This is a genomic window from Paenibacillus baimaensis, assembly GCF_025567575.1.
The window spans coordinates 83705-107489 of the sequence record NZ_JAOQIO010000124.1 but is presented as its reverse complement, the minus strand read 5'-3'; the positions used below and the strand labels follow the sequence as shown (position 1 = coordinate 107489).

Sequence of the window (23785 nt, the reverse complement as noted above, 5' to 3'; positions counted from 1 at the left end):
ATGAACAACAAAGTGAAAAGGTCTTTTGCTGTACTCACAACAGGGCTTATGGGAGGCAGTTTGCTGCTTGCTGCTTGTTCCAAAGAGGCGACCCCAGCACCGGGCAGTACACCTGCAGAAACGAAAACGCCTACAACGACAACGGCAACAACCGCTGGTACGTATCCCATCAAAACGGATAAGGTCATTACGCACTGGTACGTTGCTGGAGCCGGACAATTGGCGGCCATTCCGGATGTGAACAACTGGCCGGTCTTTCAGGAATTAGCGAAAAGGACGGGAATTAAAGAAAAGTATATTTCACCCGCCGTCAATCAGGCCAAGGAGCAGCTTAATGTGATGTTTGCATCCGGTGAATACGCCGATATCATCGAATGGAATTTTTTGAACGATTACCCCGGCGGACCCGAGAAAGCGATTAAAGATGGCAACACCTTAAAGCTTAACGATCTGATAGACAAATTTGCACCTAACCTGAAAAAGTATTTGAAAGCGCACCCAGATGTGGACAAACAAATTAAAACAGATAACGGTACCTATTACGGTTTTCCCTTCATACGAGGTGATGATTGGCTGAAAACATATGGTGGGCCGATTATCCGTAAGGATTGGCTGGATGATCTTGGCTTACAGGTACCTACGACGATTGACGAATGGTATATCGTGCTGAAAGCTTTCAAGGAGAAGAAGGGAGCAGCGGCTCCACTGACCTTTATAAGCGGTGTTCCACGCGTATTTGATGACCTGGGCACGGGTGCTTTTGTTGGAGCTTACGGGGTAACACGCGGCTTTTCCTTGAAGGATGGCAAAGTCATATTCGGACCTGCGCAGCCGGGCTACAAGGAATTTTTGGCTACCATGCGCAAATGGTACGTTGATGGCTTGCTGGATAAGGACATCGCAACCATTGAGGGGAAAATCAGGGATGCCAATATGACATCGGGTAAATCCGGAGCGACTTATGCCTTGGCAGGTGGAGGTATCGGCAAGTGGCTGACGGCAATGAAGGACAAGGATCCCAAGTATAATGTCATTGGAGCCCCGTATCCGGTACTGAAAAAAGGCGATATTCCGATGTTCGGCCAAAAGGATTACACAGCACCAAGCGGCGGAACGTATGCGATCTCACCAAAAAGCAAAAATCAGGAGCTGGCGGTTCAATTGCTCGACTACGGCTTTAGCGAAGAAGGCATGTTATTCTATAACTTCGGAGTTCCAGGCGTCAGCTATGATATGAAAAATAACTATCCTACATATTCGGATATGATTAAGAAGGATTACAGCTTGAATCTCGGTCTCTATACAAGGTCAACAGGTGGTCCGACCATTCAGGACAGACGTTATTATGAGCAATTCGCAGCGCTTCCACAGCAGCAGGAGGCTGTTACGACCTGGTTCAAAACCGATGTGGACAAATACATGCTGCCTCCGATTTCCCCGACACCGGAAGAAAGCTCGGAGCTGGCCAAGATTATGACCGAAGTGAATACGCTGGTCGACGAAACCACGATCAAGATTGTGTTGGGGACAGATACGCTGGATTCCTACGATAAGTTCCTTGACAAATTAAAAGCACTCAAGATTGATCGCGCCATTCAGATTGAACAGGCTGCATTGGAACGCTATAACAAGAGATAGGAAATTTACGGAGGGCAGAGGAGAGAAGATGCTATTCATCTCTTCTGTCTTCTTCATCAAGTCTTGGTAGGGAAGGTGAGTATCATGCAGAATGTCATCAAAAAAACGAATTGGAGGAAGTTCCTCCTTAATGATCTGATACGCAATAAGCTTCTTTATGTCATGATGCTGCCTGCATTGATATATTACATTATTTTCCATTATGGTCCTATGTATGGTGCTATAATAGCGTTTAAGGAGTACACACCATCGAATGGAATTATGAACAGCGAATGGGTGGGACTTGCGAATTTTCAGGATTTTTTCAGCGGCTTTTATTTCTGGCGTATTTTCAAAAATACGTTGCTCATCAGCTTGTATTCCCTTATATTCGGTTTTCCCGCTCCTATTCTCCTGGCTCTGTTCATTAATGAACTGAGAAGTCAGGGCTTCAAACGTATCGTTCAGTCGGTAACGTATATGCCTTATTTTATTTCACTTATCGTGGTTTGCGGCATCATCAAGGACTTCACGAATAGCGGAGGTCTGATTAATACGCTAGTTAGTTATTTTGGCAGCGACGGTAAGACGATGCTGCAAAATCCGAATTATTTTCGACCGATCTATATACTATCCGAGATTTGGCAGCATTTTGGTTGGGAATCGATTATATATTTGGCAGCCTTAAGCGGCATTGATCAGGAGCAATATGAAGCAGCCCGAATCGATGGAGCTGGACGCTGGCGGCAGATGCTCAATATTACGATTCCGGGCATCCTGCCAACGATTACCATCCTGCTCATTCTGCGTATGGGGAACCTGCTGAATGTTGGCTTTGAAAAAATCATTCTGCTCTACAATCCTTCGATTTACGAGACGGCAGATGTCATTGCCTCTTATGTATATCGGAAAGGTCTGATTGAGTTCAACTGGAGTTTCAGCGCAGCGGTTGGCTTGTTCAATTCGTTAATCAATCTGGTTTTGCTGGTCACAGCTAATTATATTAGCCGCAAAACGAGTGAAAACAGCTTGTGGTAAGGGGTGTCCAAACATGGGTAACCAAAAGTCACTTTCGGATTCGTTAACCGACGGCTTCATTATTATCGTTATGCTGGGTCTGATGCTCATTACAGCCTATCCGATCATCTATGTCATCCTTGCTTCGGTTAGTGATGGGACGGAGCTGATGAAGCACACTGGCTTTCTGTACAAATCATTCGGCTTTCATCTGGACGCCTATTACAAAGTGTTCGGAAATCCGAACATTCTTATCGGCTATGGCAATACGATCTTTGTGGTCATTGCCGCTTTGGCAGTCAGTATGAGCATCACAGCAATGACCGCTTATGTACTGTCGCGCAAGCAGGTATTTTGGAACAAAATCTTTATCTTTGTCATCGTGTTGACGATGTTTTTTAACGGAGGCCTGATTCCTTTTTATTTGATCGTTAAAAATGTCGGACTGATGAATTCTCTCTGGGCGCTGATTTTGCCCTTTGCCGTTAATACCTTTAATCTGATCATTATGCGAACCGCATTTATGAGTGTGCCTGACAGTCTGGAGGAATCCGCCAAGATCGACGGCGCCAATCATTTTGTGATTTTAACCCGTATTATTATCCCGCTATCGTTACCTGTTCTTGCTGTGATGTCACTGTATTATGCGGTGGAAAAATGGAATGGATGGTTTTATGCCTCCTTGTTTTTGAAGGACCGCAATCTGTTCCCGCTGCAGTTGATTCTCAGAGAAATCCTCATCTCGAATTCCACGGACAGCATGCTCGGTGGTGGAAGCATCGACACAGCGGTGCAGATCAGTGAATCTATCAAATATGCAACCATAGTGGTCGCAACCTTGCCCATTTTGTGTATGTATCCTTTTGTACAGAAATATTTTGTAAAAGGGGTTATGGTTGGAGCTTTGAAAGGATGATGGTTACGACAACTCTGGAAACTGAAGTTGAGCATCGGGGGCAGATCAAATTAACGGGTAAACATCAGCAAATCGTAGATACGATGCTGCGCCATATCAATCAGCATTATATGGAGCCTAACTTGTCGGTTGAGACGCTTGTTGACATTACCGGGTTGTCTACCAACTATGTTCGGAGGGTTTTTAAAGCAGCGACCAGCCAATCGTTCTCGGAATATACGGCAAGGCTTCGGTTTCAAAAGGTAAAGGAGCTGCTGACAGAAACCGACCTGCCAGCAGTCAGAATCGGTGAGAGGGTGGGCTTCATCAATTCGAGCTACTTCTATGTTTCCTTCAAAAAGTTCACAGGAAAAACACCGGATTTATACCGTAAGCATAACAAGAAAGCAACGAACTGAAACGATGATTGGGGAGTTCTTTTGCCCACCTCGTTATAATTTGACCGGAAACTTAGGTCAAAAAGAAGACCCGAACAACGCTGTCAGAACAGCGTTGTTCGGGTTTTTGCGTGATAAGTCTCCTTCAGTTTACTCCGATCGGCATTAACAACCCATGTGATGGAAAAAAAGCGAACGATACAATCAATCGATAGACTTAAGTTACAATGATGATCTGCTCCTGTAAAGCGGCTGCTGGGCATTGGACCGAAGCTTCGGTTTCAGGAAGGCTGCGATTCTTTAACCGGGATGCCGGACAACTGCCCGCGTCCTCCCGATTTGTTTCCCATTTGGCGGGATTGGTCGTGTCCGGGATGCGGCGCTCCAGAATGGCCTGATATTGGAGGGCTTTTTCTTCCAAATGGGCAACGCGGCGTTTGGCTTCTTCGAGCTGAACCAGCGCCGCTTCCCTATACTCCATCATAAGTGCGAAGCGCTGCGAAACGGTCGAATCACCTTCGAGGCAGAGGTCGACGTACGTTTTGATGTTTTCAATCGGCAGCCCAGTCTGCTTGAGGCATTTGACGCCATACAGCCAATTGATCGATTCTTCGTCGAACAGCCGAATGTTGTTCTTATTGCGTTGTACGCTCGGCACCAGGCCCTTATCCGTGTAAAAGCGTACGGCGTGCTCGGTGAGTCCTGTTATCAGGGCGGCATCTTGGACCGTATACATGTGCAATCCTCCTTGGAAAAAAATTATTGAAGACGGCTTGACTTCGTGTTACACGAAGGCGCTAGGATTATTGTAACGCAAATCGGACAGAAGCGGAATCCCCGCTGTGGTGCCCGATTCCCGGGTAACGCTACCGTTTGCAGATTTACATTTGATTGGGAGGAATTAATATGCAAAACGTAACCTTGAACAACGGAGTGAAAATGCCGATCATCGGCTTCGGTGTCTACCAAGTTCCCGATGCTGAAGAATGCGAGAACACGGTATATGAAGCGCTGAAGGCCGGTTACCGCCTGATCGATACCGCCGCCGGTTACCTGAACGAGGAAGCGGTTGGACACGCAATCAAGCGCAGCGGCGTACCGCGCGAAGAACTGTTCATCACGACCAAGCTTTGGATTCAGGATGCCGGCTACGAGAGTGCCAAGCTGGCTTTTGCCAAGTCCTTGCAGAAGCTGCAGCTCGACTATCTCGATCTGTACCTCATTCACCAGCCGTTCGGCGATTACTACGGCGCATGGCGCGCGATGGAAGACCTGTACCGCGAAGGCAAGATCAAGGCGATCGGCGTCAGCAACTTCCTGCCCGACCGTCTGATGGACCTCATTGTGCATAACGAAATCGTGCCCGCCGTCAATCAGGTTGAAACGCACCCGTTCCACCAACAGATCGACAACGCTGCTTTCATGAAAGAGCAGGGGGTGCAAATCCAGTCGTGGGGACCGTTCGCCGAAGGACGTAACAACATGTTCGGCAACGAAGTGCTGACCTTAATTGCAGAAAAACACAACAAATCCGTCGCCCAGGTCGTGCTGCGCTGGCTTGTTCAGCGCGAAGTCGTTGTTATTCCGAAATCGGTGCGCAAAGAGCGGCTCGTCGAGAATTTCGATATTTTCGATTTTGCACTGAGCACTGAAGATATCGTACAGATTTCCACCCTTGATACGGGGGAAAGTCTTTTCTTATCGTACCACGACCCGGAAATCGCCAAGATGCTGGGCAGCTTGAGAGTCGATCTGTAACCTTTGATCGAACCGTAAATTCATCACGCAATCATTCGGTCCACAGCTCGATCCATCATGGCTTTACGATGAAAAGGTGGCACTAGGCTTTCCAGTATCTGAACGCGGTCCACCCTCCAATCTCGTTATAATTTGTGTAGGAATTCAGGTTGTATACCAAAATTCCAATTGCTTTTAAGCAGAGCCCTCTATCCTTCGGGGGCTTATTTCGTTTTCATGGCGATACTGAGCAGCTGCCATAATTTATGATATACAAGCCAGAAGAATATCTGAAACATTTATTATCCACTTCACGTTAATAAGATTGTTATCGAAATATACACAAAAAAACATACCACGAGGAGAGAATTAATATGAAAAGAATAGCAACTTTAGGATTGGCATCACTGTTGATAAGCAGCAGCTTGACCATGAGTACGGCCTTTGCTTTTTCGGATTTGGAAGATGGACAAGCAGCAGCTGTAAATGCTTTAAAAGATCGTGGGGTTGTGAGTGGAATAGACAGCGAGCATTTTGCACCTAAAGTACAGATCAGTTATGCGCAAAGTGTGCAAATGATTGTCAAAGCTTTGGATTTGAACATCGATATGATTCGTTTTAAGTCGCTGCCTGTAGCATCAGGGACGTATACGAATATTGCCGATAACGCTTGGTATGCGAATGCTTTTGTTATTGCTTATTATAATGGCTTGGAGATTCCTAAGGATGTGAATCCCAATGCAACCGTTACACGTGAGCAATTCGGTGATTTACTAGTTCGCGCCTTAGAAAAGAAAGGCAATTTTCCAAAGTTGAAAATTGTACCTGCTACGATCAACGATGAGAATCAAATTACTCCTGAATACCAGGGCGCATTGCAGCGTATGCTTCATTACAAAATTGCTGAGCTGGACAAAGATGGCAAGTTTAATCCAAAGAGTCAACTCACGCGTGGTGGCGCTGCAATTTGGGTATATAATGCTATCCGAGTATTGAATGATCATGCGCAAACACCGGCGCCAGCACCAGCACCTGTAGAAGCTGTATCAGTGACTGTTGAAAAAGTAAACGACGATGTGAATAAGGTCACGTTGTCTCGGGGTGAAAAACCAAGCGCAGGTTACAGTATCGACATCAACAACATTCGATTTGATCAGAGCGGACAGGCAGTCATCACCTATACGCTGAGTGATCCGCAGCCTGACTCGATGAATGCAAGCGTGATTACGGAAGCCAAAACAGTCACATATCTTCCTGTTAAATACAAGGTTGTGACAGAACTCGCTACTGTTAGTCCTGACTCTCAAGTAAACTAATAACTTACAATCAGGCTATCCCGCAGGGTCGATAAGATCTTGGGGATAGCTTTTTATATTTTGGGGTTTATTGAACGGACTTTGGGTGCGACTGCCCTGTTACAACGTCAAAATAATTATGTTACAATTCAAATTGGGTTATTAGAACAGGAATGGATTGTTAAATCATCAATTGGGGGAATGCAGGTGAGTATGAGTTACGTCAATCTTCGAGCCTTTGAATCAGAGGATATGAAGGAGCTGCACCGCTGGTTCAATGACGCGGATTCTATTTCCATGATAGGCCGAGTTCCCAGAACCTACGAAGAAACGGTACAGCACGTCGAAAAAAACGCAAAAACGGTGATCTGGTTCTGGCAATTGAAAATGAAGAACTACATACGGTTGGATGGATTTTTTTGCAAAATATTGAATATGAGCACGGCAGGGCAAGTATCGGTATCTTGATTGCACCGGAGAGTCGCGGAAAGGGTTACGCGGGGGCAGCAATGAGGAAGATGATCGATATAGGCTTCAAGCAGCTTCGGCTGAATAAAATTTATTTAACGACAAGAGGAATTAATGAACAAGCGATAGGCTTGTATCAAAAGACGGGTTTTGTCATTGAAGGTCAGTTGAGAAATCATGCCTATAGCGACGGTCGTTATTATGATACTTATATCATGGGAATATTAGCTTCGGAATGGAAAGACTGATCAGTGATCGTAGCGGCCTATTCAAGTAAGTTAAACTACAACATATTCAGGAGGAACATCATGCAAACGCTTTTGCTGCTTGGCAGCCTTAACATGCTTATTTCAGTAATTTTGGGCGCTTTTGGAGCCCATGCGCTCAAGAAGAAAATTTCAGCGGAAATGTCCGCAGTGTATCAAACGGGTGTTCAATACCAAATTGCCCATGGTCTTGCATTGCTAGGGATGGGGATTATATCCAATGGTATTGTGAAAAGTCAGCTCGTACATACGGCAGGCTGGTTCTTGTTCGCAGGTATTATTTTGTTTAGTGGCAGTCTTTATGTACTAAGTGTTACAGGTATTAAAAAGCTGGGAGCGATCACCCCCATCGGTGGACTGGCGTTCATTGTAGGCTGGTTATTACTGATTGTTGCCATTATTCAAGGGTAAGATATGCATCAGAGAGAGCTATAGTTCCAACTGTCCCGAATCCGCCTGAATGGCGGATTTTTTGTTGTTATATTCACTTCATACATACAGATCGACAGTTCGTCTAAATAATAATCAATAAATAAATAAATATTGAAATAAAATAGATTATAACATAATATATCTATAAATAAACAAACATAAAATATACTATCTATTTTATTTGCTTGTTTATATTTATCGTTTCAAGGAGGCCTTTTTGTGTGGAACAACCGTTACGTCCGAACCATTATTATGTCCCGTGTGCTATTGCAGCTGGGGGTTTGGATAAGAAATTTTGCGATTTTGCTATACGTGACAGATTTGACGAACAATGATCCGTATGCTGTGTCACTCATATCTGTCGCGGAATTCGCACCTATTTTTATTTTTGCAATTATTGGGGGAACCTTTGCTGACCGTTGGCAGCCTAAGCGAACGATGGTAGGGTGTGACCTGCTATCAGCTATATCCGTTTTTATCGTGCTGCTTGCGCTTATGTATGGGTCCTGGTATTCCTTATTGGCAGGTACATTGGTATCCGCTATTTTGTCGCAATTTTCTCAGCCTTCTGCAATGAAGCTGTTCAAGCAGCATATACATGCCGATCAGATGCAGGGAGTTATGGCGATGTTTCAGTCGCTGATGGCGGTTTTTATGGTCATTGGACCGATCATTGGCACCTTTGTTTATCAACAGTATGGAATAGGGGTATCGCTTTCCATTACAGGAGCTATGTTTATGGGTTCATCGCTCGTGTTATCATGGCTTCCCCGTGATATGAAGACGGCGAATGAGACAGTCAGCCAGAGCTTTAAAGCAGAGCTGATAGCTGGTCTACGTTATGTTGTATCCAACCGGGCGTTAAGAACATTATGCTCAACCTTTGCTGCAGCAGGGCTCGCAACCGGATTAATCCAACCGTTAATGTTGTTCATTTCGGTTGAGAATTTGGGATTGGATAAATCGTTTCTGCAATGGCTGCTCATGGCTAATGGTGCTGCTATGCTCATCGGTGGAGGCCTGATTATGGGAGCAGCCAAAAAGGTGAAGCCGCATACTTTGCTGGCTGTGGGACTGCTTATTAGCAGTATTTGTACGATAGGGACAGGCGGATCTACAAATATTGTACTGACTTTTATTTTGCAGATATTCAGCGGTTTATTTTATCCATGTGTTCATGTGGGTATTCAAACACTGATTATGAGAAATACGGAAGCGGCATTTGTCGGACGGGTTGGAGGTACGATTACACCAATATTTATGGGTTTGATGGTGCTTGGTATGTCCTTATCGGGTTATATGAAAAATTTATTGACTTTGTTTGGTATTTATTGTGTAAGTGGAGGCTTACTGGTGATCGGTGCGCTGCTTTTAATTCCGCTTTTTCAGCAACGGGATACGACGGATAGCAGAATAATCAAGCACAACAGTACAACAACGGGGTAGTGACTCGAGCCTGATAAACAAGAGGAATGTGGTGATAAAGATTGGGTATCCGATGTAATGGGTAAATAGTAAACAGGTACAGGAGTGGATATCAAACTAAACTATCAACAACGATGGAAGGATGATCAGAATGAATACGACATACGATTTGCATCAAACGAATGAAGTAGTGGGCGAAACAGGTAAGTATGTATGTGCTGCTGGCGAAACCAAGGAGCTTCAAAAGGGAGAAAGATTTCCGGCTTGTCCCCAAACACAGCAGCCTACCTCATGGAGGCACGCTGATCATCAGCATCGATCTGGAGAAAAGGTTACAGAATCAGGGCATTACAAAGACAAGGATGGAGAACGCATAGAGCTGAAGCAGGGCGATGTGTTTCCGAACTGTCCAAGATCCGGGCAGCCTACCTCTTGGAAGCATAATTAACTTCATATAAGTACGATTTGAAGCAGCCACATGGCTGCTTTTTTGTTTTTGGGATAGCTGACGCAAGTACTCATTGCCAAAAGATAAATGTGTGAATTATAATAAAAATAGAACAAACGTGCATTTAAAGAACATATGTACATGTTGGATAGGAGGATACGATGTCGGATATTCATCTTGAACGTAACCGTCTGCTCGTCAAAATAAGTCAGCTGTATTATGAAGAAGGGCACAATCAGCAAGAAATTGCTCAACGTTTGGGAATTTCGCGACCCCATGTCAGTCGGATGCTCACAGCAGCGAAAGCAGAAGGCATCGTGCAAATTCATATCAGGAATCCTTATTCCATTGAACAAGAGATTGAGAAAAGGCTGATAGAAACCTTCGGAATCCATGACGCCTTGGTTGTTCATATTCAGGATGCGGATGGAGCCACAAGAAATCTTCAGCTGGGACGTACCTGCGCTGCACTTCTTGAATCGGTTCTCAAGGATGACGATCTCGTTGGCGTGATGGCAGGTCATACGATCAGTTCGTTGTGCAATGAAATTGAATACTTTTCCAGGAAAAACCTGCAATTTGTATCACTTATTGGAGGGTGGGGCTCTGAAGGTGCGACATGGCATGCGAATGCCAACACCAGCATGCTCGCTGGAAAGCTGCGCTCCAAGCATTGGCTGCTGCATGCACCAGCCGTAGTCGGCTCCGAGGAAGCATGTGCTTATCTCCATCAGGAGCCGCAAATTGCCGAGGTGCTGCAGTTAGCTGGGCGAAGCCAGCTTGCTGTGGTCGGGATAGGCCAGGTTTCCGAGCAGGCAACAATCGTGGAGTCAGGTTACTTTAGCGAAGCGGATTTTCTGGATGTACAAGGCCGGGGAGCGGTTGCTAATATATGCGCCTCCTTTCTGGGCAAGCAGGGCGAACTGCTCGACTTTGCAGCCAGCAAGCGGATGATCGGCATTACGGCCTCCGAGCTGCGAGGTATCCCTAATGTGATCGGTCTTGCAGGCGGTTTGGAAAAAGCTGAAGCGATAACCGCTGCACTCCGCGGCAAATGGATCGATATTCTGATCACGGATCTGGATACTGCACAAGCCGTGCTTGCTCTGGAGGATCAGAAGGCTACTACGAAAGGATGAGTGAGATGGAGCAGCAAGGATACTACGGAGCGTTTGGAGGCTCTTTTATTCCGGAAATATTGGTTCCGGCATTTGCTGAGTTGAATGAGCATTTTGAACAAATCAAGCAGGATTCGGCATTTTGGCAATCTTATCTGAGCATGCTGGCTGATTTCTCGGGAAGGCCAACTCCTCTAACGTATGCGGAAGGGCTGACCAAACATTATGGTAAGGCACGTATCTATATTAAACGGGAAGATCTGAATCACTCCGGCGCTCATAAAATTAACAATGCACTCGGACAAGGCTTGTTAGCCAAGCGTATGAACAAAACACGTGTTATTGCCGAAACTGGTGCAGGACAGCATGGTGTGGCTACCGCAATTGTGGCTGCCAAGCTTGGACTGAACGCTACCATTTATATGGGACGCGAGGATATGGAGCGGCAGTATGCCAATGTATTTTGGATGAAGCGTTATGGGGCTGAGGTCGTGCCTGTTGATTACGGTTCCCGAACGCTGAAGGATGCGATTAACGAGGCTCTCCGCGATTGGGTTTCATCGTTTGAGCATACCCATTACTTGCTGGGAACGGCTTCCGGCGCACATCCATTCCCAAGCATAGTCGCTTATTTCCAGTCGATCATCGGGAAGGAAGCGAAGGAGCAAATCATGCAAGCTGCTAATAGACTTCCCGACCGTGTGTATGCTTGCGTGGGTGGAGGCTCCAACGCCCTGGGTGTGTTTCAGGCATTTATGCCGCATCCTGAAGTCGAGCTTATCGGTGTGGAGGCTGGAGGTAAAGGAATGGCTTCGGGCTTACATGCTTCTCGTATTGCTTATGGACAGGGGACAACCGGGATTGCACAGGGCTATAAAACATTATTTCTGCAAAATAAGGACGGCCAGATGCGGGATACTTACAGTATCGCAGCAGGACTTGACTACACAGGAGTCTCGCCTATTCTTGCAGATCTGGCCGAACAAGGCCGCGTGCGATTCGAGGCAGCTACCGATGTCGAGGTGATTGATGCATTGAAGCTGATTATGACGAAGGAAGGCTTGGTTCCTGCACTCGAATCAACGCATGCATTCGCCGGAGCCTTTCGGGAAATCGAGCAAACAACGAATCAGGAAATCGTTATTATCAATATGTCCGGCAGAGGCGACAAAGATATATTTAATATAGCGGAGGGGTTGCAGGATGACGAATGGACAGCATTTATCGCACGCAAGAATGAGCAATATGCCAACGCCACTAGCTGAATACTTGTCTCGCCAGACGGATAAAAAAATCCGCATTATGGCTCATCAAATATTAGGCTATCCCGATTTCGAGACCAACTATAAGATGATTAGTTTGCTGCATCAGTATGGTGTTGATTTGATCGAGCTTCAGATTCCGTTTTCTGAGCCAATAGCGGACGGACCGATTTTTCTTCGAGCGAATCAAGGTGCTCTGGAGCGGGGCACGACGGTTGAACAATGCTTGGCTTTTGCCGAGCGTGTTGTCCGGGACTTTGATATGCCGTTTATTTTCATGACCTACTATAATGTGCTCTATCAATATGGCGTGGAGCGCTTTGTGGAAAAATGTGCAGCTATTGGAGTCAGCGGTTTAATCGTCCCAGATGCTTATCCGGAAGAAAGTGAAATCTTCTTGAGGGCATGCCGGAGTTATGGTGTGGAGCCTATATTACTGGTTACGCCTTATACGACGGAGGAAAGGTTCGCCTATATTGCCAGTCAAACCGGAGGCATGCTGTATTGTGTGGCCCGCAAAGGACTTACAGGCACGCAAACCGTATTTGACGAAGCAACAACACAATTTTTAGGTTATTGCCGTGAACATGCTTTAACTCCGATCGGGGTCGGCTTCGGCATCCAGCAGCGCAGCGATGTGGAATATTTAATCGGCAAGAGCGATATTGCGATTATTGGGAGTCAACTGCTTAAGCTGCTTGAAGAAGGCGGGCTTCGTCGCGTAGAGGAATTTCTGGCTTCCTTGGCGGAGCTGTAATATAGCTTGTGATACATGACAAATTATTTTTTTCTTGATAAAATTTAAACACTTATGGTAATATGCTCAAAAGGAGATGATCAGATGAATTCTAAGGTAACATTTCAATCACTGAATCGTCCCAAGCTGGTTGACGACGTTGTCATTCAACTGCAGAAGAAAATATCCAGCGGTGACATCAGGCAAGGCGATAAAATTCCTACGGAGCCCGAGCTCATGGAGCAATTCGGAGTGGGCCGTTCCACGATTCGTGAAGCCGTAAGAGTGCTCGTTCATGCAGGATTGCTGGAGAAGAAGCAGGGATTTGGTACGTATTTGACGTCCAATTCTGTTATTCAGGAGCCACTCGTCCATCGGTTACGGCGAGCGGAAATATTGGAGGTGTATGAGGTTAGAAAAATGCTGGAGCTGGAAATATCCAGATTGGCCGCTAGCCGCCGCGACGAAGACGATCTTGAGAAAATGAGAAGTCATCTGGACAATCGTTCAGCTGCGTTGGACAGAGGGGATACCGAGGCCTACTTGCTCTCTGATATCGATTTTCATTTATCGGTAGCTGTCGCAAGCAAGAACAGTGTCGTTATCGATTTGTACCGTACGTTCTCAACCGTTTTGCTGGACGCCATTCAGAAGCTGGCGAAATATCAAGTCGGACATGATCCACATACGTTGTTCCACGAACGACTGTATCAATCGATTCAGGAAAAGGATGTACAGGCAGCAGTGCATTGGACCTCACAAAATTTGGATGGCACCATTGCAGAGCTTCAAAGGTATTTGGGAATGGAGTAATGGCCTTTCCTTGCTTTTAAACATCAGATGATAAGATGAAAGGTATGAATTTTATGATAAAAACGCCTGCGGCAAGCAATCCACAAAATACGACGGTTTTCTCCGTTTTGTTCGCAATCAGTCTGGTCCATTTATTAAATGATTCGATTCAATCCGTTATTCCCGCTATTTTTCCGATTCTACATGAATCCTTGAAGCTGAGCTTTTCCCAGATTGGCTGGATTGCCTTTACCTTGAACGTAACCGCATCGATGTTTCAACCGCTGATCGGTCTTTATACCGATGCCAAGCCCAAGCCCTTTTTGCTTCCAGCCGGGGTAGTGTTTTCCCTTCTTGGGATGGTCGTATTGGCTTTTGCAGGCTCATTTGCACAGGTGATTATATCGGTAATACTGATCGGGCTCGGCTCATCCGTACTGCATCCTGAGGCATCCCGTGTCGCCTATTTGGCTGCAGGGCCACGTAGAGGCTTGGCACAATCGATTTTTCAGACGGGTGGGAACATTGGTCAGGCGCTAGCACCTGTATTTACAGCACTTATATTTGTACCTCTCGGTCAATTCGGAATCATCTGGTTTACGATAGCAGCATTGGCCGCGATATTGGTTCAACTCTTTGTCGCCAAATGGTATCGCGGTTATATGACCAGGCAGTCTACAATCAAAAAGGCAGTCAAAGTCGTTAGAAACAACCTGCCAAAATCGATGATTGCTTATGCGATGTGCATATTAATTCTGCTGCTTTTTTCCAAATTCGTGTATGTAGCCAGCATGACAGGCTTTTACGCTTTTTATTTGATCGATCATTTTAAAATTTCTACGGAGTATGCACAAGTATTTATTTTTGCTTTGCTGGCGGCGGGTGCGGTAGGCACGTTTCTTGGTGGACCGATGGCTGACCGGTTTGGAAGACGTAATATGATCTGGTTTTCGATTCTCGGGACAGCGCCATTCTCCTTACTGCTTCCTTATGTGAGCTTGTTCTGGTCCGCAGTGCTTTGTGTGATAATCGGGTTTATCTTATTGTCGGGATTTTCCGTTATTGTCGTATACGCGCAGGAGTTGCTGCCAGGTAAGGTGGGGACGGTATCCGGATTGTTTTTTGGATTGGCGTTTGGTCTAGGCGGTATCGGTTCTGCTGTGTTGGGTACCGTTGCGGATGCGACCAGCATTTCCTTTGTTATTCAGCTGTGTGCTTATTTACCGTTGATCGGCTTGCTTGCTGCTTTTCTGCCTACGGATGCGCGGCTCAATCTCGTTTCTGTAGATTCCAAGCAAGCGGTGACTAATTAAAGTGCAAGTGAACTGACAAAGCAGCAAGCAGGGTTGTTAGGTTCATGTCTATGAATACCCGATCGAAGATAGGTTGGGGTAAGGAGTAGAAGACCAAACCAAAAGAAGGAGAGAGGATATGGGTGTGGACTGGAACCCCATACCCATACCCAAGTCCTCTCCAACGAACCAAGGAATGGGTTTAGATAAGGACCCAGCCTCTGTCTGGGTTTTTATTCCAGCATTTAACGCTGGGCATGCTTTATTGATTGGTTGCAACAAATGACTCTGCCGCAGCAGAAAGATAATAAGCCAACCCGGTTTGCTGATCTTCCAGCATCTTAAGATGAAAGTCATCATTTAGGAAAAATTGAGTCTGCGCTGCAAAATCTTTAGCCGATGTTTGATGGCCATGCTTATTCATAAACTCTAGATGGTATCCAATCAAATTACCTATTTCCTCATCGTTATGCTTTACGCCTGCTCTTAATGAACTTGCCATTGTATTCATGAATGTCATGGCTTCAACTGCTTGCTCATTGATTTCCTGAACCTTCTCTGGGGCAACCTCAAGAGAATCCATCCCATACGTTTCCTTCAAATATTGATTTTGCTCGGCCAGCGCTTTGTTCCATTCTTCCTCGCTTTCAAAACCTTTGAACATCTCCTTGTTGTCCATGGTTTCCCCTTCCTTTATACTTCCAATGGATTTACGTAATGTTTGAACGATGGTATCCAGCCTGTCTTTGCGGCTAAGGAGCAATTCCTCCTGCTGCGATAGAATGGATAGCCGGTCTGAATGATGTTCCATCATTTCCTTGATTTGATCTAAGGAAAAATCCAATTCTCTGTAAAAAAGAATTTCTTGCAGACGTTCCAGCTCGTTGATTCCATACAGCCGGTATCCCGCCTCACTTTTCCTGCTGGGCAAGAGGAGACCGATCTTGTGATAATGATGAAGCGTTTTGATCGTAACCTTGGACAGTTCAGATACTTCTTTTACCGTGTACAATATTGCTCATTCCTCCTTTCTTTACATAGCTTAATGTCTTCCCTAAGAGGAGAGTCAAATGGCAATTTTATCAGTAGTTCAGGTTCGAAGCAATTGTCAATAAAAATAGATTGACAATAATTGTACCCTGTTTTATATTTGTTGTACATACAAAATAAGAAGAGGAGCTGTTACTCATGAAAGATCAATTTTTGTTGGATTGCTTGTTTTTTACTGCGAACCGTTTGAGCAGGGCGATTACAAAAATGGCTGAAGAGGAATTTGCTCCGACCGGTTTGAGTCCCATGTACGGTTATCTGATTCGTCTCGTTATTGGTGACCCGGGAATATCTCAAAAGGAATTATCTGAAAAGCTGCATATCACGCCCTCCACGCTTACACGTTTTATCGATAAATTAGAAGGCAAGCAATTAGTGGAGCGCAAGGTGCAGGGTAAGACGGTATTGGTCTATCCAACAACTAAAGGGAAAGAGCTGGAGGACTCGATTCGTCAATCGTCGCGAAACTTGCACAATAGATATGATGCTATTCTCGGCAAAGAAGCCGCAGATTTGTTATCAAAGGATATCGTAGCAAGCAGCGAGCTGTTGGAGAAATAAATTTTTTCGAATCAATATTGTATGTACAACAAAAATTGAAAATGTCGGGAGTGTCCAGCAATATGACAACAGAGCTTAAGTCTTCAAAAATGTATTACGGATGGGTGGTTGTCCTGATCACTTTCGTAACGCTGCTTGTATCTGCGGGTATTCGTTCCATGCCAAGTATCTTCATGCTGCCATTTGAAAAAGAGTTCGGATGGAGCCGCGGAGGCATATCCAGCGTCATCTCGATTGGTATATTTTTATACGGATTAGTGGGACCATTCTCGGCAGCATTTCTGCAGAAGTTTGGCATTCGAAGAGTGATGGTCGCATCACTGGCCGTATTGGCTGGCAGTCTCCTGATTACGCCTTATATGACTGCACTCTGGCAGTTTGAGCTGTTATGGGGATTGGTCGCAGGACTTGCTACAGGCATGATGGCGAACGTGTTGGGTGTAACCGTTACGAATCAATGGTTTGTTAAACGCAGGGGACTCGTGGTTGGATTGCTTACGGCAAGCGCTGCTACAGGGCAGCTGCTATTCCTTCCCATGTTGGCTCAAATTACGGTTGCAGTGGGCTGGAGATATGCGATTTATACAGCTGTCGCGGCGCTTCTAGTCCTGTTGGTCATCGTTGCTATATGGATGCGAAATTCTCCGTATGATGTGGGGGCAGCGCCCTATGGGACAGAGGAACTTGTCAAGCCCGTTCCGTTCCAGGGGAATTTGTTTCTGACACCTCTATTGGCACTTCGTTCTGCTTTAAAGAACAAAACTTTTTGGCTGCTGGCGGGAACCTTCTTTTTCTGTGGTTTTTCGACCAATGGCTTGATTGGTACCCATCTCATCCCGGCGTGCGGTGATTATGGGATACCAGAAGTTATGGCAGCGGGCTTGCTCGCCTTGATGGGTTTGTTTGACCTGGTCGGTACGACATTGTCCGGTTGGCTGTCAGATCGCTACGATAATCGCAAGCTGCTGTTTACGTATTATGGTCTTCGTGGACTTTCGTTACTATTCTTACCGTTTGCTTTGAATGCAAGTCCTGCGGTACTCATGATTTTCACTGTTTTTTATGGTCTGGATTGGATTGCTACCGTACCGCCTACCGTTAAACTGGCATCCATGGAATTTGGCAAGGAAAAAGCGGGGATGATCTTTGGCTGGATCGTGGTGGCGCATCAAATCGGCGCTTCGGTGGCTGCTTATGGAGCAGGTGTGATGAGAGAGCTGCTGGGCAGCTATACAGTACCTTTTGTTGCCGCTGGTTTCGTCTGCTTATTTGCCGCGCTCATGGCGATACGTATTTCCCAAAGCACCAGCGCAGCGCAGCAGACTCAGGCGTGAGCAGCCATGTATCGGGTATTGAAATAAACAGATTGCTACTTGGAGCCAGCTTAAGTAAAATAGAAGGGAATTTGAAGTTTTTGAAAAGAGGGTAACGAATGAACAAGGAATCCATTTTCGGATTAACATTTGATCAACTGACTGCGTGGCTTCTGGAGCACGGGCATAAAAAATTTCGAGCGGCACAAGTCTGGGATTGGCTATATAAAAAACGGGTAACTGACTTTTTTGAGATGACGGATGTCAATCCTGATTGTGTTCAAGTATTGGCGGATCATTTTGTAATCCACACTTTGCAACAGCATATCAAGCAGGAATCAGCGGACGGTACGAGAAAGTTTTTGTTCAAGCTGAAGGATGGCAATCTGATTGAAACGGTTATGATGCGGCACAAATACGGCTTATCGGTTTGTGTTACCACGCAGGTTGGCTGTAACATCGGCTGCAGCTTTTGTGCGAGCGGCTTGTTAGCCAAAAAAAGGGATTTAACCGGCGGGGAAATCATCGAGCAAATTATGAACGTACAGCATCATCTGGACATGGAAGAACCAGGTAAATTCGTGAGTCATCTTGTGGTCATGGGAATTGGCGAGCCCTTTGATAATTTTGAGAATATGATGAATTTCCTGAAAATCGCCACGGATCGAAAAGGACTTACGATTGCGGCCAGACATATTACGGTATCGACGAGTGGACTTGCTAACAAAATTGTAGAATTTGCCGACACGAAGCTGCCGGTCAACCTGGCAATTTCCTTGCATGCACCAAATAATGAGCTTCGAACCCGTATTATGAAAATCAACAAAGCCATTCCGATTGAAAAATTAATGCAGTCCGTTGATTATTATTTGGAAAAAGCAAATCGGAAAATTACATTTGAATATATTTTGCTCAAAGATGTCAATGATCACAGGCAAGAAGCCGAGGAATTGGCCGATCTGCTTGGTAACAGAAGACATTATGTGAACCTGATCCCCTACAATCCTGTGGATGAGCACAGTCAATATCAAAGAAGCGATCAGGAGTCGGTGCTGGCTTTCTATGATACCTTGAAGAAGAGAGGCATTAACTGTGGTATCCGCCATGAGCATGGTACGGATATTGATGCCGCTTGCGGACAGCTGCGAAGTAAACAAATTCAAGTGGCGCAAGCACAGTAACACTACACTTATCGAGCTTGGCAGCATATCGAATCGTAAGGCCCACATCAACTTGATGTTGGGTCTTTTTGTTATGGCTGCGGGATAAATGTTGGAGGTATTGGAATAATAAACTAAGCTTCTTATGAAATGGGGGATCAGGCATGTTTACTAATTTTTTAAAATACAAGAAATCATCCCGCGCCGAAATCCAGGAAAATCAAGACTTCCAGCCATTCCAGAAAGAAAATCTTCATCCCAAACTGCACAATAATATGGACACCATAAAAACCGTATTAGGCAATAGCTCAGATGTCATCTTCAGGGAATTTCAAATTGCCGGGGGGATTCAGGCTGCTATTGTATGTACCGATGGTTTATGTGACCCGGTTTCTTAGCGCACTGGTGCTTAGAAATGTAGGCGGATTTATTACCACACATGTACTCATAGAAACACCGATGCAATTTGTCCATATTATATTTATGGTCGCCGTGGTTTATGGCTGGATGCCACTCATAAAAGCGATGTATCCGCTGCTCGGATTCCCTATGAGCGAATTAGTTATATTTTTGCTTCTAATACCATTTGTTAACAGACAAGGACAAGGTGAGGAAGTACTTCAACCTGTTTATGATGATGAATATTGCATTCGGTGCTATTATCGTGTTGATAACCATATCGGTTTTGGGTGCGGACATTACAGCAAGAAGCACTTTTGCCGTCTTTGACGTAGCCAAAGAAATTGTCATTGGCAAATTTTTATCGCAAGTTGAGATTATGGTAGGAGGCATCTGGATTATGACCATATTTGTGAAATTATCCTTTTGTTTTTATGTTACCAATCTGGCAATTGCGCAATTTTTCAAAATGAAAAGCTATCGTGTAACCATTCTACCATTCGCATTCATCGTGGTTGCTTTATCGATGATCGTTTATAAAGACACAGGTGAATTTTTTTGGTTTTCAATGGGAGCTTATCCGATCTACAGCCTGTTTCACGGATTGATTATTCGATTCATCATATATTTACAATTTCAATTCATATATGCTATAATGCGAAGATGTCTTAACTTATAGTGGTGATTTCTGTGAATATCCGAATAACAACAATACGAAAATGTCCTTAAACCTTGACCGGAATCGGTCAAGGTTTTTTGTTTCCTTAGGGAAAAAGTTCTGGTGGGGGGAATAAATGATGGTGCTGGGTAAGAAGGATGCTTCAATGCTTGCTGTTTGGATAAGCTTGATCAGCAATGTGCTGCTCACTGTAATGAAACTATTGGTAGGTCTATTATTTAACAGCCCGGTGTTACTGGCCGATGGAGTTCATAACGCGGGTGATGTTATTGCAACTATAGCTGCGTTGAGCTCCATGCGTATATCCAAGCAGCCTGCCGATGAGGATCATCCTTATGGACATGGAAAGGCAGAGGTACTGGCTTCTGGCATCGTGGCGGTCATTATGGGACTAGCAGCTGTGTATATAGGTTTTGAGGCGGTATCCGCTTTTTTTGAAGAGCCATCACAAGCGAGTATCATCGCCTTAATTGCAGCGGTTCTCTCTTTAATATGGAAACAGGCCCTGTACGTGTACACCATCCGAATTGGCAAACAGACGAATAGCAAAGGTTTGATTGCAACCGCATATGATCACCTTGCTGATGTATATGCATCACTTGCCGCGGTTGTCGGAATCGGTCTCGCATATATTGGAGAAGCCTATCACATTCCTTATTTATCGTATGGAGATCCCGCGGCGGGTATCATTGTGTCGATATTAGTATTAAAGCTGGCCATTGAAATGTCGCTGGAAACGGTAGGTATTCTGATGGATAAGACTGTAAGTATCGAAAAATTGAATGAATATGCGGCTTTGATCCAGACCATCTCACAAGTGAAACGAATCGACCGCTTGCGCGCCAGAGAACACGGTCACTACATACTCGTGGATGTCAGGGTAAGCATTCCGGGTGAATTAAGCATTCAAGAGGGTCATGATATTTCCCGCAAAATTAAAGGTGCCATTATCGATAGCCACAATGATGTGGATGAAGTGTTAATTCATTTGAACCCGTGGTACCCAGCAGAATCCAGATAGGCTGACGTTATTTTCATTATTTTTTCATAGGAATTAGGTATTATAAGAAGCATCAACCATAACCTCAGCGTTATAGTAGGAGCATACTTATGAAACCAACAGATGAACGTCATTCAAGACCATTAACGTGGATACCGGAAAAAGAACGAGTCTGGTTGTTAGCGGCAGCTATGGTTTCCCTATTTATTATGATATGGGGGCTTTGGAGTATGATTCATTTATCTGCTTCTGTGCTGCACAGCAAAAGATTCGAATTTACTTATAAAAATTATGGTTCGAATGCGCGGCTTGCGCTTTTCGTTGTTCTCGCAAACTATGTGCTTATGTTGGTTTTGCAGAAGCGGTTGGTAGATCGTTGGAGCAGCCTGAAAAAATGGACAATCACACTGTGGCGATCCATTCGGTCTTTGCATACGCCTATTGCCATCATAGCAATCGGATTCATTGTACTTCATGTGGTTGCGGTATTCATGTATGGCTTCAAGTATAATTTCAATAACATTAGTGGACTGCTAGCTTTGTTAGCCCTTCTTCCGGTTCCGGTCTCAGGTTTATTCAGATACAAGAAGCTGGATCGAAAGTGGCATTTGCGATTTGGACTAGTGTTTGCGGTACTATTTCTAATTCATTCTTTTGTATAGAAGACCTGGCCAGAGGCCAGGTTTTTATTTTTAGATAAGGTACTAAACTTAACGGTTTCTTACTCTATACAGGCTATACCCCAGATTAGCTACCAGCAGCCCTGCGAGTAAAAAGGACAAGCCTCCGATCCATACATTCACAACGACACTCGTGATAGCAGCTGCCATTCCAAACAGGATTTGCTCGCGGTATTTGCCGGGTGAGGTGGGCGGATCGCTGAGCATGAAAAACGAGAGGAACAACACAGCGTTAATAAAAGGGATACGAAAGATATCGTTAACATCGAGCGCATGATAGAACGATATTGCTGTAAATAAGGCAAAGTACGTGCCGAGAAAACCGAAAATTAGTGGAAATTTATTCACTTTATTAACGACCAGATAGCCTCCGACAGCAAGAAATACAAGGGTCCATCCTGGAAGTGCGGATAAGCCACCCCACCATTCGTGGCCGCTGGAAAATAACAGCAGGACGGCGAGAAGACCCATCGCGGCAGGATTAAAAATAGGTTTTTTCTTTATACGGAGTACATGCTTGGAAATAATGGCGATAGCCGCTGCTGCAGCTGTGATCAACCAACTGGAAGCGGGGCTTAATACCAACGCGATAATAAGGCCAGTGAGTATGGCACCATCTGGTACCCGTCTTCTTCGTTTCAGCATGACCATCAAACCGTAATCCAGTACTCCGGCCGTACTAACAGCGATCACGATATTCACAATGCCTTGGAAAGACAACGAGCCGAAGGAAGCGATGCCGGTTAAAGCGAGCAGAGTAATCAGTACATAGCCCTTGGGAGTTTTCAAATAAGGATGTTTTCGATTCATCGGTTTATTGTTTTCATGGATTTCACTCATACCAATACCTCTTCATGTCGTTTGTCATATATAACTGTAAAGAAGAAGTAATCCACAGACCCTGAAGCTCTGCTTCGTCGAGCCATTGCCTTCCTTGTTCATATCCCAGCACAAAAGCAGCCGTAGAAGCGCCATCAGCAAGCATTGCGAAGGGTGCCACAACCGTGCAGCTGTACAAATCTTCACGGGAGGCCTGATTATAGGGATTAATAAGATGGTGGCTCCCACTGTGTTTGCTGATTCGTTCATAGCTCCCCGAGGTGCACACTGCCATATCGCTGATGCTTAGGGTACAAATCGTAAGATCTTTTTCAAGGGGATGACGTATCCCTACTCGCCAAGGCTGACGACTCTCATTCGTGCCCCCAGCATAAATGTCTCCACCCGCATCGATATAAAATCCCTCGAAGCCTTCCAATATTCGTTTGGCCAAATCGAGAGCCATACCTTTGGCAATGGCTCCCAGATCGAGGACGAGGGGCTTTGATAGCTTCACAGTCCGACGAATTTCATCGATTTCAATATCCTTATAGCTCGCCGTGGGTGTTGCATCCGTTATAGGCAGAGGGATACTACCATTCAAATAATGACGGGCGAACCCTTTTTCCTCCATAAGTCTTCCTATTGTTGGGTCAAAAACTCCATTCGTCATCTCTGCCAGCTCTATGGAGAAGCGTATCGCTTCAAACAATAATGGACTGACCGTAACGGCTGAGCCTATATGGTGGCTAATTTTTCTAATCTCGCTGTTCTCATCAAAACGGCTGCAGGTTGCTTCCACAAAGGTAAACAGATCAAATACCTGATCGATGCTTTGATGCATGAATTGCTCTGAATGGACAGAAACTACTTTTACCGTAATCAGGGTATCCATACATATCGCAGTACGCACTACGCTTTTCATC

27 protein-coding genes are annotated in these 23785 nt (G+C 45.1%); 23 read left to right on the top strand and 4 right to left on the bottom strand.

The features are described from left to right. From OB236_RS36870 to OB236_RS36855, 4 genes are all read left to right on the top strand, one after another. Positions 1-1638: an extracellular solute-binding protein gene (locus OB236_RS36870; protein WP_262688489.1), complete on the top strand. Its 1638-nt coding sequence runs from the start codon at positions 1-3 to the stop codon at positions 1636-1638. Positions 1639-1722: 84 nt separating this feature from the next. Then, entirely contained in the window at positions 1723-2655 is a 933-nt protein-coding gene (locus OB236_RS36865; protein WP_262688488.1) for an ABC transporter permease, read from the top strand. Between the two features lie 13 nt (positions 2656-2668). Beyond that, a complete protein-coding gene (locus tag OB236_RS36860) occupies positions 2669-3550 on the top strand; it encodes a carbohydrate ABC transporter permease (protein ID WP_262688487.1) in 882 nt (293 codons plus the stop codon). Further along, on the top strand, positions 3547-3948 hold the full coding sequence (locus OB236_RS36855) for a helix-turn-helix domain-containing protein (RefSeq protein ID WP_262688486.1): 402 nt from the start codon (positions 3547-3549) through the stop codon (positions 3946-3948). The genes OB236_RS36860 and OB236_RS36855 overlap by 4 nt, the downstream gene beginning before the upstream one ends. 196 nt (positions 3949-4144) lie before the next feature. On the opposite strand, the gene OB236_RS36850 is transcribed toward OB236_RS36855, so the two are convergent. Continuing rightward, positions 4145-4663, bottom strand: coding sequence for a MerR family transcriptional regulator (locus OB236_RS36850; RefSeq protein WP_262688485.1), 519 nt, complete (start codon positions 4661-4663; stop codon positions 4145-4147). Positions 4664-4833: 170 nt separating this feature from the next. Between OB236_RS36850 and OB236_RS36845 the strand changes: the two genes are divergently transcribed. The 12 genes from OB236_RS36845 to OB236_RS36790 all read left to right on the top strand — a co-directional run bounded on the left by OB236_RS36845 (position 4834) and on the right by OB236_RS36790 (position 15219). Beyond that, complete coding sequence (locus OB236_RS36845; protein ID WP_262688484.1) at positions 4834-5685, top strand: aldo/keto reductase; 852 nt, start codon at positions 4834-4836, stop codon at positions 5683-5685. A gap of 353 nt (positions 5686-6038) precedes the next feature. Then, complete coding sequence (locus tag OB236_RS36840; protein ID WP_262688483.1) at positions 6039-6980, top strand: S-layer homology domain-containing protein; 942 nt, start codon at positions 6039-6041, stop codon at positions 6978-6980. A 186-nt stretch (positions 6981-7166) separates the two neighbouring features. After that, a complete protein-coding gene (locus OB236_RS36835; protein WP_262688482.1) occupies positions 7167-7427 on the top strand; it encodes a GNAT family N-acetyltransferase in 261 nt (86 codons plus the stop codon). Further along, the gene (locus tag OB236_RS36830; RefSeq protein WP_317259426.1) at positions 7328-7675 is read left to right on the top strand and encodes a GNAT family N-acetyltransferase; all 348 of its coding nucleotides are present in this window, start codon (positions 7328-7330) and stop codon (positions 7673-7675) included. The genes OB236_RS36835 and OB236_RS36830 overlap by 100 nt, the downstream gene beginning before the upstream one ends. Before the next feature lie 60 nt (positions 7676-7735). Then, positions 7736-8104 (top strand): DUF423 domain-containing protein, encoded by a 369-nt coding sequence (locus tag OB236_RS36825; RefSeq protein WP_262688481.1) that lies wholly within the window; start codon positions 7736-7738, stop codon positions 8102-8104. A 240-nt stretch (positions 8105-8344) separates the two neighbouring features. Further along, complete coding sequence (locus OB236_RS36820; RefSeq protein WP_262688480.1) at positions 8345-9571, top strand: MFS transporter; 1227 nt, start codon at positions 8345-8347, stop codon at positions 9569-9571. Positions 9572-9701: 130 nt separating this feature from the next. After that, complete coding sequence (locus tag OB236_RS36815; RefSeq protein WP_262688479.1) at positions 9702-9998, top strand: hypothetical protein; 297 nt, start codon at positions 9702-9704, stop codon at positions 9996-9998. A 161-nt stretch (positions 9999-10159) separates the two neighbouring features. After that, positions 10160-11137 (top strand): sugar-binding transcriptional regulator, encoded by a 978-nt coding sequence (locus OB236_RS36810; RefSeq protein ID WP_262688478.1) that lies wholly within the window; start codon positions 10160-10162, stop codon positions 11135-11137. A gap of 5 nt (positions 11138-11142) precedes the next feature. Then, a complete protein-coding gene (gene trpB, locus OB236_RS36805; RefSeq protein WP_262688477.1) occupies positions 11143-12381 on the top strand; it encodes a tryptophan synthase subunit beta in 1239 nt (412 codons plus the stop codon). Further along, positions 12320-13135 (top strand): tryptophan synthase subunit alpha, encoded by an 816-nt coding sequence (trpA, locus tag OB236_RS36800; protein ID WP_262688476.1) that lies wholly within the window; start codon positions 12320-12322, stop codon positions 13133-13135. Before trpB ends, trpA begins: the two co-directional genes overlap by 62 nt. An 84-nt stretch (positions 13136-13219) precedes the next feature. Then, entirely contained in the window at positions 13220-13927 is a 708-nt protein-coding gene (locus tag OB236_RS36795) for a FadR/GntR family transcriptional regulator (RefSeq protein ID WP_262688475.1), read from the top strand. 53 nt (positions 13928-13980) lie between these two features. Beyond that, positions 13981-15219 carry an MFS transporter gene (locus OB236_RS36790; RefSeq protein ID WP_408638569.1) on the top strand — a complete coding sequence of 413 codons (1239 nt, stop codon included), beginning with the start codon at positions 13981-13983 and terminating at the stop codon, positions 15217-15219. A 241-nt stretch (positions 15220-15460) separates the two neighbouring features. Here the strand turns inward: OB236_RS36790 and OB236_RS36785 are convergent, their stop codons facing one another. After that, positions 15461-16213, bottom strand: coding sequence for a MerR family transcriptional regulator (locus OB236_RS36785; protein ID WP_262688808.1), 753 nt, complete (start codon positions 16211-16213; stop codon positions 15461-15463). Between the two features lie 173 nt (positions 16214-16386). On the opposite strand from OB236_RS36785, the gene OB236_RS36780 reads away from it, so the two are divergent. From OB236_RS36780 to OB236_RS36750, 7 genes are all read left to right on the top strand, one after another. Beyond that, entirely contained in the window at positions 16387-16809 is a 423-nt protein-coding gene (locus OB236_RS36780) for a MarR family winged helix-turn-helix transcriptional regulator (protein WP_262688473.1), read from the top strand. 62 nt (positions 16810-16871) lie between these two features. Then, positions 16872-18143 (top strand): MFS transporter, encoded by a 1272-nt coding sequence (locus OB236_RS36775; protein ID WP_262688472.1) that lies wholly within the window; start codon positions 16872-16874, stop codon positions 18141-18143. A 98-nt stretch (positions 18144-18241) separates the two neighbouring features. Continuing rightward, entirely contained in the window at positions 18242-19303 is a 1062-nt protein-coding gene (rlmN, locus tag OB236_RS36770; RefSeq protein ID WP_262688471.1) for a 23S rRNA (adenine(2503)-C(2))-methyltransferase RlmN, read from the top strand. Positions 19304-19446: 143 nt separating this feature from the next. Beyond that, positions 19447-19680, top strand: coding sequence for a hypothetical protein (locus tag OB236_RS36765; protein ID WP_262688470.1), 234 nt, complete (start codon positions 19447-19449; stop codon positions 19678-19680). Positions 19681-19868: 188 nt separating this feature from the next. Continuing rightward, positions 19869-20360 carry a GerAB/ArcD/ProY family transporter gene (locus OB236_RS36760; protein WP_262688469.1) on the top strand — a complete coding sequence of 164 codons (492 nt, stop codon included), beginning with the start codon at positions 19869-19871 and terminating at the stop codon, positions 20358-20360. Between the two features lie 115 nt (positions 20361-20475). Beyond that, on the top strand, positions 20476-21381 hold the full coding sequence (locus OB236_RS36755; RefSeq protein ID WP_262688468.1) for a cation diffusion facilitator family transporter: 906 nt from the start codon (positions 20476-20478) through the stop codon (positions 21379-21381). A gap of 89 nt (positions 21382-21470) precedes the next feature. Continuing rightward, entirely contained in the window at positions 21471-22022 is a 552-nt protein-coding gene (locus OB236_RS36750; RefSeq protein WP_262688467.1) for a hypothetical protein, read from the top strand. A 48-nt stretch (positions 22023-22070) separates the two neighbouring features. Here OB236_RS36750 and OB236_RS36745 read toward each other — a convergent pair whose 3' ends face one another. Beyond that, complete coding sequence (locus OB236_RS36745) at positions 22071-22880, bottom strand: RnfABCDGE type electron transport complex subunit D (protein ID WP_262688466.1); 810 nt, start codon at positions 22878-22880, stop codon at positions 22071-22073. Then, the gene (locus OB236_RS36740) at positions 22873-23784 is read right to left on the bottom strand and encodes an FAD:protein FMN transferase (protein ID WP_262688465.1); all 912 of its coding nucleotides are present in this window, start codon (positions 23782-23784) and stop codon (positions 22873-22875) included. The genes OB236_RS36745 and OB236_RS36740 overlap by 8 nt, the downstream gene beginning before the upstream one ends. Between the last annotated feature and the right edge of the window lies 1 nt (position 23785).